The sequence below is a fragment of the Streptomyces sp. NPDC001270 genome (genome assembly GCF_042896695.1).
Lineage (GTDB): Bacteria > Actinomycetota > Actinomycetes > Streptomycetales > Streptomycetaceae > Streptomyces.
This window is the reverse complement of sequence record NZ_JBIAXM010000054.1, coordinates 23981-37172: the sequence shown is the minus strand read 5'-3', so window position 1 is coordinate 37172 and position 13192 is coordinate 23981. Positions and strand designations below refer to the sequence as shown.

General features: G+C 67.7%; 10 protein-coding genes and 1 pseudogene. 10 read left to right on the top strand and 1 reads right to left on the bottom strand.

Translation table 11 applies throughout. The features are described from left to right. Nucleotides 1-20 precede the first annotated feature (20 nt). The 10 genes and pseudogenes from ACFY2B_RS43135 (at nt 21) to ACFY2B_RS43090 (ending at nt 11378) form a co-directional block, all read left to right on the top strand. Entirely contained in the window at nt 21-3263 is a 3243-nt protein-coding gene (locus ACFY2B_RS43135; protein WP_390768547.1) for an SDR family NAD(P)-dependent oxidoreductase, read from the top strand. Continuing rightward, a complete protein-coding gene (locus ACFY2B_RS43130) occupies nt 3221-4054 on the top strand; it encodes an arylamine N-acetyltransferase (RefSeq protein WP_390768546.1) in 834 nt (277 codons plus the stop codon). Before ACFY2B_RS43135 ends, ACFY2B_RS43130 begins: the two co-directional genes overlap by 43 nt. Nucleotides 4055-4214: 160 nt before the next feature. Then, nucleotides 4215-4556, top strand: a pseudogene (locus ACFY2B_RS43125) (3-dehydroquinate synthase); the annotation flags it as partial. A 40-nt stretch (nt 4557-4596) separates the two neighbouring features. Beyond that, nucleotides 4597-5292 (top strand): 3-dehydroquinate synthase family protein, encoded by a 696-nt coding sequence (locus tag ACFY2B_RS43120; RefSeq protein WP_390768545.1) that lies wholly within the window; start codon nt 4597-4599, stop codon nt 5290-5292. 636 nt (nt 5293-5928) lie between these two features. Then, complete coding sequence (locus ACFY2B_RS43115; RefSeq protein WP_390768544.1) at nt 5929-6996, top strand: methyltransferase; 1068 nt, start codon at nt 5929-5931, stop codon at nt 6994-6996. 678 nt (nt 6997-7674) lie between these two features. After that, on the top strand, nt 7675-8835 hold the full coding sequence (gene rifK / locus ACFY2B_RS43110) for a 3-amino-5-hydroxybenzoate synthase (RefSeq protein WP_390768543.1): 1161 nt from the start codon (nt 7675-7677) through the stop codon (nt 8833-8835). After that, nucleotides 8832-9908 (top strand): Gfo/Idh/MocA family protein, encoded by a 1077-nt coding sequence (locus ACFY2B_RS43105; RefSeq protein WP_390768542.1) that lies wholly within the window; start codon nt 8832-8834, stop codon nt 9906-9908. Before rifK ends, ACFY2B_RS43105 begins: the two co-directional genes overlap by 4 nt. Before the next feature lie 60 nt (nt 9909-9968). After that, nucleotides 9969-10664, top strand: a complete 696-nt coding sequence (locus ACFY2B_RS43100) for an HAD-IA family hydrolase (protein ID WP_390768541.1) — start codon at nt 9969-9971, stop codon at nt 10662-10664. A 273-nt stretch (nt 10665-10937) separates the two neighbouring features. Further along, nucleotides 10938-11096, top strand: a complete 159-nt coding sequence (locus tag ACFY2B_RS43095) for a hypothetical protein (RefSeq protein ID WP_390768540.1) — start codon at nt 10938-10940, stop codon at nt 11094-11096. Between the two features lie 18 nt (nt 11097-11114). Next, complete coding sequence (locus ACFY2B_RS43090; RefSeq protein WP_390768549.1) at nt 11115-11378, top strand: hypothetical protein; 264 nt, start codon at nt 11115-11117, stop codon at nt 11376-11378. Between the two features lie 84 nt (nt 11379-11462). On the opposite strand, the gene ACFY2B_RS43085 is transcribed toward ACFY2B_RS43090, so the two are convergent. Further along, nucleotides 11463-13106: a bifunctional 3-(3-hydroxy-phenyl)propionate/3-hydroxycinnamic acid hydroxylase gene (locus tag ACFY2B_RS43085; protein WP_390768539.1), complete on the bottom strand. Its 1644-nt coding sequence runs from the start codon at nt 13104-13106 to the stop codon at nt 11463-11465. Between the last annotated feature and the right edge of the window lie 86 nt (nt 13107-13192).

Here is a 13192-nt window from a genome sequence, read left to right as displayed (position 1 = left end):
GTGAGGACGGTTCACGGGCGGTGGGGGTGTATTCGCAGCGTGAGGACGGGGGAGATGTGTGGACGCGGCATGCCTCTGGTGTGCTGTCGGCGGCGCCGGGTGGGACCGGGACCGGGGCCGGGTTCGATTTCACGGCTTGGCCGCCGCCTGGTGCGGAGTCGGTGGGTATTGATGGGGGTTACGGGTTGCTTGAGCGGGCCGGGTATGGGTATGGGCCCGCGTTTCAGGGTGTGCGTGCGGTGTGGCGGCGTGGTGAGGAGGTGTTTGCCGAGGTTGTGTTGCCCGAGGAGCAGCGTCAGGACGCCGGCAGGTTCGGTATTCATCCCGCCCTGCTGGACGCAGCCCTGCAAGCCGGGATGATCGGAGCCGCGGCGGCGACGCCGGCTGATGCCGGCATGGAGGGTGCACCGCCCGGGCGGGACTTGTGGCTGCCGTTCGCTTGGAACGGGCTGCAACTGCACGCGGCCGGTGCCTCGGCACTGCGGGTGCGTGTCGCGCAGCTTGAACGTGACAGCTTGACGTTGGAGGCGGGGGACGAGGCCGGCGGCCTGGTGGTCACGATGGACTCGCTCATGTCGCGTGCGGTGTCGACCGGGCACTTGGACATGGCAGCGGACATGGCGATCGCCAATTCGCTGTTCGGGGTGGGGTGGACCGAGTTGCCCTCGGCTCAGGGGGCGGAGCCCGCGCCGTCATGGGTGGCGGTGGCCACCGCGGAACATGTGGCGACATTGGCGGACGATGTGCTGTCCGGTGCGCAGTCCCCGGCGGTCGCGATCATGGAAGCGATGAGCAGCGGCGACGGCGAAGACGCGGTACTGGCACTGACCTCAAGGGTGTTGGAGGTCCTGCAGTGCTGGCTTGCTGGAGCGGGGCTGGAGGAGTCACGGCTGGCGGTCGTGACCCGGGGCGCGGTTCCCGCCGGCGGGAACGGTACGGTGGCCGACCTCGCCGGCGCCGCGGTGTGGGGGCTGGTTCGTGCCGCTCAGGCCGAGAACCCGGGCCGGATCATCCTGCTGGACCTCGATCCCGCCGCCGACGGCGGTGCGGAGGCGGTGCTGGGTTCGGTGCTGGCCAGCGGCGAGCCGCAGATCGCGGTGCGTGGCACGGCACTACTGGCCCCTCGGCTCACCCCTGCCTCCGAGGGGGTTCTGCGGATGCCCGCGCAGACGCCGGAGTGGCGGTTGGTTGCTACGGGCGGCGGCACACCGGACAGCTTGGCGCTATTGCCCGATCCGGAGGCCGCCGCGCCGCTGGCTGCCGGTCAGGTCCGTGTCGAGCTGCGGGCGTTGGGGATCAACTTCCGAGACGTACTGCTCACTCTGGGCATGTTCGAGGAAGAGGCGGAGGTAGGCGGTGAGGGCGCGGGTGTGGTGCTGGAGGTCGGCGAGGGCGTGACCGGCCTGGCTGTCGGTGACCGGGTGATGGGACTGACCGGTGACAGGTTCGGGTCGGTCACCGTTACCGATCACCGGTATCTGGTCCGGATGCCGGCGGGATGGTCCTTCCAACAGGCCGCCTCGGTCCCGGTGGCGTTCTTGACCGCCTATTACGGTCTGTGTGATCTGGCCGGCCTGCGGGCCGGGGAGTCGGTGCTCGTCCATGCTGCCGCCGGAGGTGTGGGCATGGCTGCGACCCAGCTGGCCCGGCATCTGGGCGCCAGGGTGTTTGGTACGGCCAGCGAGAGCAAGTGGGCGGTGCTGCGGGAGTCGGGCTTCGTGGAGGAGCGTATCGCGTCGTCGCGTACGGCGGAGTTCGAGCAGCGTTTCCTCACCGCGACTTCCGGTGCAGGCGTGGATGTCGTGCTGAACTCCCTGGCCGGGGAACTGGTGGATGCCTCGTTGCGGTTGCTGCCCCGTGGCGGCCGATTCATGGAAATGGGCAAGACCGACCTCCGGAATGCCAACGCCGTCGCCAGGGCACACTCCGGAGTCGACTACCAGGCATTCGACCTGACCGAGGCCGGTCCTGACCGAATCCAGCAGATGCTCACCGAACTGGTGGCTCTGTTCGACGCGGGCGTGCTCACTGCGCTGCCGCGTACGACGTGGGACGTGCGCTGCGCACCGGAGGCGTTCCGGTACATGAGCCAGGCCCGGCACGTCGGCAAGGTCGTGCTGAGCGTTCCGAAGCCCTTCGGCGCGGACGGGACGGTTCTGATCTCGGGCGGTGGGTCGTTGGGTGGTCTGGTGGCGAAGCATTTGGTCGCTCGTCATGGTGTGCGGCATGTGGTGTTGGCCAGTCGTCGGGGTGCGGCTGCCGAGGGTGTGGAGGATGTGGTCGCCGAGCTGACGGACCAGGGAGCGGAGGTTTCGGTCGTCGCCTGCGACGTGTCCGATCGTGCTCAGGTGGCGGCTCTGCTGGCGTCGGTGCCGGAGCAGCATCCTCTGACGGGAGTCGTACATACGGCGGGCGCGTTGGACGACGGGGTGATCGGGGCGTTGACCCCGAATCGGCTGGCAGGCGTATTCGCGCCGAAAGTAGACGCGGTGCGGCACCTCGACGAGCTGACCCGCGGTATGGATCTCGACGCGTTCGTGGTGTTTTCGTCCGTCGCGGGTGTGTTCGGGGGGGCTGGTCAGGGCAATTACGCGGCGGCGAACGCCTTTCTCGACGGGTTGATGGCCAGCCGTCGGGCGGCAGGGCTACCGGGTGTGTCGCTGGCATGGGGTCTGTGGGAGCAGACCACCGGCCTGACCGCTCACCTGGGTGAGGTTGACCAGGCGCGTATGAGCCGTGGTGGTGTGCTGGCGATCTCGGCGGTGGAGGGTATGGAATTGTTCGATGCCGCTGCAGGGTCTGGGCAGGCGCTGTTGGTGCCGGTCAAGCTGGATTTGCAGGGGTTGCGTGCCGGTGCGTCGGCCGGTGGTGAAGTGCCGCATGTGCTGCGTGGCCTGGTCCGGCCGGGTCGGCAATTGGCGCACGCGGGGGGCGCCAGTCATGAGCGGCGACTGGCCGACCGTCTGGCCGGACTGTCCGCTGCCGAGCAGGCGACCGTCCTGCTCGACATGGTGCGGGCTCAGGTGGCCGCTGTTCTGGGCTACAGCTCGACGCACCACATCGAAACGGACCAGGGGCTCTTCGAGATCGGCTTCGACTCCCTCACCGCCATCGAGTTGCGTAACCGGCTCCGCAACATCACCGAAAAGAAGCTCTCTTCCAAGCTCGTCTTCGCCTTTCCGACGCCAGGAATGCTCGCCGCGCACCTGCGAGAGCTGATGTGTGGCGAACGAGCTGCCAATCCACCAGCGATTTCTTTCTGAAAGAGAGTGATGACGTGTTCGACGTGGGCGAGTATCTCCGGCGAATCGGCTGCGGAGGAGAGACCGGCGTGGACATCGCGACGCTGCGGAGGCTGCACAAGAACCACCTCATGGCGATTCCGTACAACGGTGCCGGCGAGGACCTCAGCGACGGAGTGCACTTCGTCGACCCCGACGAGAACGTCATATTCGAGACGACCGTCGTCAACGGCCGGGGCGGTTCATGCTTCCAGTTGAACCGTCTGTTCTTCCGTCTCCTCCGTGAACTGGGCTACGACGTCACGCTGATGGCAGGCGTCACTGTGGAAGGCCGGGAGAACATCGGAGTCGAGGTCGAGCACATGTTCAGCCGTGTCGCCCTGGACGGTGACGAATGGCTTGTCGACGTCGGCTACCCGGGCCCTTCCTATGTGAAGCCGTTACTGATCTCCGACACGGTACAGACCCAGTACGGGTGCCAGTACCGGCTGATACACCGTGAATCCGAGATCACCCTGCAACGCCGGGGATTGGTCAGCCGGTGGAGTGTCGTCTACTCCTTCACGATGAAATCCCGACAGTGGAGTGACTGGAAGGAGTTGGAGGACCGCGTCCGGAAGATCCTGGCGGACGCTGGGCAGGACGACGGTAAGGAAATCCTGTTCGGCCGGACCTTCGAGAACGGTCAGGTCGTCATGAAGGGGCGACGGTACCTGACGGTCCGTGACGGCCGTGAGGAGGTACGCACGATCACGGACGACGGGGAACACCGGATGCTGATCTCCCGCATTCTGTCCGGCACGTCGAACTGAATCCGAACTCCGTCACCACGTGGTGCAATGCGTCCCGAGCTGATCATTAACGAGCCGAGACCAGAAGGAAGAAGGTGGCAAAAGACACGTCTGACGTGATCGTGATCGGACGAGGAGTGGCCGTCTCGGTCGGCCTGACGGGTGCGAGGCCGAAGGCGGCGTGAAACGTACAGTTCCGGTGCGCCTCGGAGATCGTTCCTACGATGTGGTCATCGGCCCGGGGGTGCGTACGTCGCTCGCCGGGGTGGTTCAACGGCTGGGTGCCAGGAAGGCTGTCGTCGTGTCGGCCCGTCCGGCGGAATGGGTGCCCGAGACAGGTGTGGAGACCCTGCTGCTGTCGGCCCGGGACGGCGAGCAGGACAAGACCCTTTCCACGGTGCAGGCATTGTGCAGTGAGTTCGTCCGGTTCGGGCTCACCAGGTCGGACGTCGTCGTCTCCTGCGGTGGCGGCACGACCACGGATGTGGTCGGGCTGGCGGCCGCGCTGTACCACCGGGGTGTGGCGGTGGTCCACCTGCCGACGTCGCTGCTGGCCCAGGTCGATGCCAGCGTCAGGGGGGAAGACGGCGGTCAACCTGCCGGCGGGCAAGAACCTGGTGGGCGCGTACTGGCAGCTCAGCGCGGTGCTGTGCGACACGGACTACTTGTCTACCTTGCCGCGGCGGGAGATGCTCAACGGCCTCGGGGAGATCGCCCGTTGCCACTTCATCGGATCGGTGGACCTGCGCGGCCTGTCGCTGGCAGAACAGATCACCGCGAGCGTGGCTCTCAAGGCGAGCATCGTGGAGGTGGACGAGCGGGACGCCGGGAAGCGGCAGTTGCTCAACTACGGTCATACGTTGGGGCACGCGCTGGAGACAGCGACCGACTTCGCTCTGCGCCACGGCGAGGCGGTGGCCATCGGCACGGTCTTCGCGGGCAGGCTTGCGGGTGCGCTGGGCCGCATCGACCGGGCCAGGGTGGACGAACACCTGGCGGTCATTCAGCACTACGGCCTGCCCGTCGCCCTGACCGCAGACGTCGAACCGGAGGTCCTCGTCCGCCAGATGCGGCGGGACAAGAAGGCGATCAACGGACTCGCCTTCGTCCTGGACGGGCGCGCGGGTGCGGAGCTGGTGAGCGATGTGCCACCGGACCTGGTCACACGCGTCCTTGACCAGATGCCCCGGGAACGTCTGGATGCGGTCGTCGGTGGTGCCGCGGTCCCGGTCTCGATGGCCGATGCGGCTATGACATGAGGCGGCTTGGTGTGACTCGCCTTCTCCGTAGCCGAGTGGGTGTGTGGCCAGCGGGCGTGGGCGTACCTCCAGGAAAGGCCGCGATCACCAGCACGCCTCCCGCAATCCCCATGAGCGGCACCACGCGCCTGCCCGTCGTACTGGGCGCTCCCGTCGCCCAGGTCCAGTCTCCCGCCCTGATGAATCCCGACTACCAGATCAAGGGATGTGGAGGGCAGGTCACGGCGGCATATTCTGGCCATCGGCGGTCAGCATGGGCGACGCGCCGGATTTTGTGCGTGCCGGAGAGAAACAGGACTACCCCGGGTTCGGGCAGGGGCGCATCACGGCCTCGGCGCGCCGCCGGCGCACCAGGAGGCGGAGGAGGCGCCGCACGCCGTTGACCCGATTCCCACGCCTGCCCACCAGCGGTGGAACGCGAACAGATCCCCTGGACACCGCTGTCTCGGATCGCCAAGGTCCGCACGGCCCCGCTGCAACTCGGCTGCCCCCGCGGGTCGGTCCGGTCGACGGTGGGTGCGCGGCACCGGGTCCCGCGGTTGTGGAGCCGTACCGTCGTGCGGCGCGGCCGGAGGTCGCGGGGATCGGGCGGGTCCTGCTCGATGCCTTGACTTCCGATCCGAAGGGATGCGCGCAATGACCGCAGTAGACACCTTCATGCGACTTCGTGAATACATGGTGGGGCCATCGAGGTTCATGATCCTGCTGTCCTGTTTCGAACTCGGCATAATCGATGCGCTCCGGAAGAACCCGCGCATGACCGCGGCCCAGCTCGGCGAAGCCGTCGGTGCCGCGCCGGACGCCGTGGAACAACTCCTCCATCTGCCGGTCAAGGAGGGGTTCGTTTCCTACGACGAGGATTCCGGCCGCTACTCCCTTGACGCGTTCGCGGGCGTCGCCCCGGCCCATCTCCAGCAAGTGCTCACCGTCCTGAACATGATCAAGGTTGTCATGCTCAGGCAGATGTTCTATCTCACCGACAGCGTTCGGACCGGCACCCTCGTCGGTCTCAAGGAACTCTACGGGTTCGAGGGAAACCTGTACGAGGCCGTGGCCGAGCACAAGGACCTTCGCGACTCCTGGGCAACGATGATGGACGGCGTCACCACCCAGTTGGATCCCTGGTTCTTCAGGAACATCCACGTTCCGCCCGGCTCCCAGGTGCTCGATCTCGCAGGGAACACCGGTCTCGGTGCCATTCTGGCCTATCAGCTGAAGGCGTCCCCCGGGCTTCGCGTGACGACTTTCGATCTGCCGGAGAAGAAGGACGAATGCCTGGAGAACTTTCGATCCCACGGTGTGGAGGAAAATTGCTCGTTCCTCGGTGGCGATGTCTTCGAAAGCGTTCCCAAGGGCTTCGACGTTGTCCTGATCAAGCACTTCTTGGACATGTTCGACAAGAAAGATGTGGTCAAGATACTCAGCGGTGTCAACGCGGCGCTGGACATCGGTGGACAGGTCAACATCCTGGTGCCGGTGTACCCCGAGGACGTCAAGGAGCCCAGTAGCGCCGGTGTCGACATTTTCCCCGCCTACTTCCTCGCCGGCACCATGGGCCAGGGTGGCCCGCAGAAGCTGTCGACCTACCGGAACTGGGTGGAAGAATGCGGGTTCACGGTCACCAAGATGGTTGCCCAGGATCTCACCACAATGCCGGGTAGCCTTATCGCACACGGCATCCTGTGTGCGACGAAGGTCGCATGACCGACCGCCCGAGCGGTGGCCGCACCACGGGTTCCCCGAGGAGGGTCCGTCGTCGACCCCGCGACGAACCAGTCCGCTTCGGTGCGCACGCCCCACGGCGCACCGCGCGGGGGGAGCCCGCTGGGGTTCGCGCCGACTGTCACGACGTCTTCGTGCAGGGGTGTCACTTGGCCGCGGTTGTCGTGGAATGCACCTGGCCGACGGGCAGCCGGGCTCGAACCGCCTTTTGTGGTCCGGGGTGCAGGGTCGGCGACTACCGAACTGAGGGATGTGGCGCACGGCGCGGCGGCATACTCTGGCTGAAGCCGATTCGGACCGGAGGCAAGAGGCTCAGGGCGGCAGGTGAGCGGAGATCCGTCCATGATGTATCGGACCCGGTCATCGAGTTCGCCGTCGGACGAACATTCCACGGAGACTTCCTCCGTGCAACGGGCTCGGTGCGATAGCCACGGATGCGAATGGGTCGAGTATGGGAGGCCGGGGCTTCACCTGGCCGGCGTCGGCACGATTGATCGGTGTGCGGAGCTCCTCGATATGTGCACGCGGCAGCCCTTGAACAAGCCTTCTGTCTGTCAGGGCCTTTGATTTGAACGCGTGTCATGCTGCACCGTCCTCCGCGGCACGCCGTCCCACTCGATCTGTTCCTCACATGAGATCCACCGGGAGATTCGGAGAGACATGAACGCACGACCGGCACCGGAGTTTCCCCAGTGGCCTCAGTACGACGATGCTGAGCGGGTCGGCCTGATCCGTGCACTGGACCAGGGCCAGTGGTGGCGCATGGGCGGCGACGAGGTGGATTCGTTCGAACGTGAATTCGCTGATCATCATGGCGCCGCGCACGCGCTGGCGGTTACCAACGGCACGCATGCGCTGGAACTCGCCCTCCAGTCCATGGGTGTCGGACCGGGCACCGAGGTCATCGTGCCGGCCTTCACCTTCATCTCCTCGTCCCAGGCGGCCCAGCGACTTGGCGCGGTCGCGGTACCGGTGGACGTCGCCCCGGACACCTACTGCATCGACCCGGCCTCGACCGCCGCCGCCGTCACATCCCGAACCAAGGTGATCATGCCTGTGCACATGGCCGGACTCATGGCCGACATGGACGCGCTGGCGAAGATCTCCGCCGACACGGGCGTCGCGATCCTCCAGGATGCCGCGCACGCGCACGGCGCGCGTTGGCAAGGAAAGCGTGTCGGTGAACTGGGCTCGGTTGCGGCGTTCAGCTTCCAGAACGGCAAGCTGATGACCGCTGGCGAGGGTGGCGCCGTGCTGTTCCCGGAGGCGGAGATGTACGAGACGGCGTTCCTGCGGCACAGCTGCGGCCGCCCGCGCACCGACCGCCGGTACTTCCACCGGATCGCCGGATCCAACATGCGGCTCAACGAGTTCTCGGCGTCGGTGTTGCGGGCACAACTGCGCCGCCTGGACGAGCAGATAGCGGTGCGGGAAGAACGCTCGGCCCTGCTGTCCCGGTTGCTCGGGGCGATCGACGGTGTCGTTCCCCAGGGCGGTGACGTGCGCGCAGACCGCAACCCGCACTACATGGCGATGTTCCGCATCCCCGGTATCGGGGAAGACAACCGCAACGCCCTGGTCGACAGACTCGTTGCCGCCGGTCTGCCCGCATTTGCGGCATTCCGTGCGATCTACCGTACCGAAGCCTTCTGGGAGATCGGCGCACCCGACGAGGACCGTGAGGCGATTGCGGAGCGCTGCCCGAACACGGACGCCATCAGCCAGGACTGCGTCTGGCTGCACCACCGAGTCCTGCTCGCCGACGAGCAGCAGATACACGCCACAGCCGAGATCATCGCCGAGACCGTGGACAGCGTATGAGCGTCAGGGCGGCCGTGGTCGGGCTCGGGTGGGCGGGACGTGAGCTGTGGCTTCCCCTCCTACGGGAACACGCCGACTTCGAGGTGGTCGCCTTCGTCGACTCGGACCCGGCTGCGCGTGCGGCGTTCGGCGAGGGGACGGACGTCCCCGTGCACTCTACGGTGGACGCGCTCACCGCCCAGGCGGTCGACCTCGCCGTCGTAGCCGTGCCCAACCACCTGCACACCGTCGTCGCCGCCACCCTGCTCGCCAATGGGATCTCGGTGTTCCTTGAGAAACCCGTGTGCCTGACTTCGGACCAGGTCGACACCCTGGCAGCAGCCGAAAGCGGTGGGGGGATGCTGATGGCGGGCAGCGCGGCCCGGCACCGCGGTGACGTCCGGGCGCTGGCGCAGATCATGCCGGACCTGGGCGACATCCGACACGTCGACCTGGCCTGGGTCCGGGCGCGTGGCGTACCGCAGGCCGGCGGCTGGTACACCCAGCGCGACAAGGCCGGCGGCGGGGTGCTGGTCGACCTCGGGTGGCACCTGCTCGACGCCCTCGCGTTCCTGCTGGGCCAGGTCCGCTTCCCCCAGGTGATCGGAGTGACGTCGGACGACTTCGTCAACGACTCTGCCTGGCGTGCGGCTTGGCGGCAGGACCAGCCCAGCGGCGCTGGCGCCGACGTGGAGGACACCGCACGCGGCTTCCTGGTCCGTGACGACGGGATCTCCGTTTCACTGCAAGCCAGTTGGGCATCGCACGAGGCACGGGACCTCTCCCTCATCCGGGTGGAGGGCAGTTCCGGCACCGCCGAGTTGAGGTGCACATTCGGCTTCAGCCCCAACCGGCAGCCCGAACCCATACTGACGCTGACCCGCGAGGGCACGAACACCCGGCTCGCGGTGCCGACCGAGCCGATCGGCTGCGAGTACCGGCGGCAGTTGGACGGCCTCGCCGGAATGCTGGCGGCGCCGGACAACCGGGGCAAAGCCATCGCCGACGCCCGCGCGATCGTGCGCATCATCGAAAGCTTCTACGCGTCGGCCCGTTCGGTGCGCGGCCAGCACGCGGTCCGCGCGTTCCAGTAGATCCGGCGTCCCGGCGGCGGGCGTCGGCCCAACCGAGCCATTGACCTGTGGAGAAGCCCCATGACGACCCCGTTGGTCCGACAACCAGGCACCGCGACCGCCACGCCCGCACCGGCCAGGCTCGCCGTCATCTTCGACCTGGACGGGGTCATCGTCGACAGCTTCGCGGTGATGAGCGAGGCATTCGCCGTCGCCTATGCCGAAGTCGTCGGCGACGGCCCCGCGCCCTTCGAGGAATACCGGCGCCATCTGGGCCGCTATTTCCCGGACATCATGCGGATCATGGGCCTGCCGCTGGAGATGGAGGAGCCGTTCGTCCGTGAGAGCTACCGTCTCGCGAACCAGGTGACGGTCTTCGACGGAGTGGTCGAACTGCTGCTGACACTGCGGGTGCGTGGCCTGCGGCTTGCGATTGCCACCGGCAAGAGCGGGCCGAGGGCACGCGCACTGCTCGACGGGTTGGGCCTGCTCCCGTTCTTCGCGCATGTGATCGGCTCCGACGAGGTCGCCCGGCCCAAGCCCGCGCCGGACATGGTGCTGCAGGCGCTGAGCCTGCTGGACGTGCCCGCCGAACAGGCCATCATGGTCGGCGACGCGCCGACCGACCTGGCCAGTGCCCAAGGGGCCGGCGTGGCCGCGGCTGCCGCGCTGTGGGCCTCACCCGAAGAGGAGGAACTGCTTGCCGCAGGACCCGACGTGGTGCTCCGGCGTCCGGCGGACCTCCTCGCCCTGTGTCCGTCGGTGCCCGGCCACTGAGGCGGCGGCGAGCGGCAAATCGGCGGCGGACCGTGCGTGTGTGCGACAGCTCACCGAATCACTGGACCGTCCGGCGAAGGCTCACTGTCTGGGCGTCGACATCGGGGGCGCCAAGGTGGTCTTCCGGGGAGAGACCGACAGCGGGTGCGTCGACGGGACCGCTTTCGCCTGGGCACTGGGGCGCAGTGCGGCCCTGGATCTCGTCCGACTCGCCCGCCAGGTGGACGAGGTGGGGCCGAAACTCGTAACACCCTTCGCGGCGGTGCTGTCGCGATGCCCGCGACGGTCGGACAAGCGGGCCGGATCGCCGCGTGGCTCAGCCGGCCGGAGCGGACCGCGGGCGCCCTGGAGGCATTGCTGCGTGCGATGTTCCCCGCAGCGGCCGTCGCTTGGGCGGATGACGACGACCTCGGCGCGCTCGCCGAGGCATAGGCATCGGGCTGCTGCGACCTGCTCCACCTCGGGGTGGGCACCGGCATCGGTAGCGGCCTCGCTGCGAGGAGTGCCGTGCCCGGGCTCGGCCGCGGTTCCTTCGAGATCGGGCACGCGATTGTCGAGACGGGCGGAGTGCGGTGCGTCCGCGGCCGCCGGAAATGCCTCCAGGCGGTCGCCGCCCGACCGGCCCCCTGTGCCGCGCCGCTCTGCTGCGAGGAACGAAGGTCACCTTCGAGGAACTGCGGCAGGCGACGTACGACGGACACCTGTGCCCCGTAGCCGCGGTCGAACAGATTCGCAGGGCACTGCTGCAGCGGTGGCCGACGTCCAGGAGCTGGTCCATCCGTGCGCGGGACGCCGACTTCAGTCGGCCGGGTGCGTCGGGACGATCGGCTGTACCGCGTGCAACTGGTGACGCAGGCCGTCCACCAGCGCCCGGATGCCGTCCGGGCCGCTCGCGGCACCGAAGACGTGATGGTCCGGACGCACCAGCAGAGCCGTCGCCGTGAACCGGGCCAGATACGGTCGGTAGACGTCGTCCGTGTCGACCACGCTGATCATGCCGGTCCCGTTGTCGTTCACGTCGGGTACGTGCCCGGAGGGGAGCAGTCGTACCACGAGGGCGCCCAGAGCGGTGAGGAAGGAAAGCTGGTCCTCGTCGAGAGAGGCGTGCGGCTCGTCGGTGATCAGCAGCAGGAAACCACGGCCCACGACATCGTCGAACAGCCCAGTGCTTCCCTGCCGGCTCACTCGTCCCTGCGGGACGACCTCACCCGCGGGCGGTTCGGTTGCTTCCGTTCCGCAACGCCGGAAAAGCAGCCCGCCCGAGAGCGGTTTCGCCGGCTCCGGCCGCGTCGGCGGCCGGCCCCGTCGGTTGGCCAGCACCGTGGCATCCCGCTCGGCGGCGGCCACGGGGTCCGTCACGCAGATCATCCGGCCCAGCTGGACCGACGTCAGGATCGCCTCTCTTGCCTTGGCCCGGCGTTCCTCGGTGTAGGTGTCCAGCAGGGTCTCGGCTGTGAGGCCACGGAGCGTCAGATCCAGCTTCCACGCCAGGTTGACGACGTCCCGGATGCCCGAACACATGCCCTGACCGGCGAACGGCGGCATGAGATGGGCCGCGTCACCAGCCAGCAGGACATGGCCCACTCGCCACTGGTCAGCCCACCTGGCCTGGAAAATGTATGTGGTGCTGCGCAGCAGGGTCGCCGTGTCGGGTGTGACGCCGAACGGCGCCAGCAGCCGCCAGGCCGTCTCGTCCCTGTTGAGCTCGGCAGTGTTCTCGCCCGGAAGACGCATGAACTCCCAGCGCCTGCGACCCTGGCCGCTGCCCACGAGGGTCGTGGGCCTGGCCGGATCACAGATCTGCACATTGGTGGGGACGAACTCGCGTGGCCGGCGCAGTTCGACGTCGCAGAGCAGCCACTCGAAGGAGAACCCGAGGTCTGTGACGGAGACACCGAGGTGCTCGCGCACAAAGCTGTTGGCGCCGTCGCACCCCACGACCCACCGCGTGGACAGGCTGTGTGGCTCGCCGCTGTCAGTGGTGGCGGCCACCTCCACCTGCTGCTCGCCGTCGACGATCCTTACGACCTCGTGTCCGCGCAGCACCGTGATACCGGGGAGGGCCGCCGCCCTGGTCGCGATCAACTCCTCCAGAGCCGGCTGGTGCATCGTGTTGGCATCCGGCCAGCCGTACGGGCCGGACGTGGTGAACGCGATGTCCAACAGCGCCGCGCCGGCGGCGGTCTGCCACTGGTAACCGTTGGCCGACTCGGTGATCCGGCCCAGATCAGGACCGATCCCGGTGGCGGCCAGGAGCCGGGCGGTCTCCCCGTCGAAACTGGTCGCACGTGGTAGCCGGTACGGCCGGGCACGCCGTTCGAGTACGGTGACCCGCCAGCCGCGCTGGGCGAGCAGTACCGACAGCGTGGCACCGATCGGACCGTTGCCCACAATGACGACGTCCGCGTCCGTCGGGTTCGCATACGTATCGTGCAGTCGCATGGTTGGCATCGTGACCCTACTCGCGTGCTGCCACCGGATCAGCGGGCACTTCGAAAACCGGCATCGTTGAAAACCCCGCAGGTACG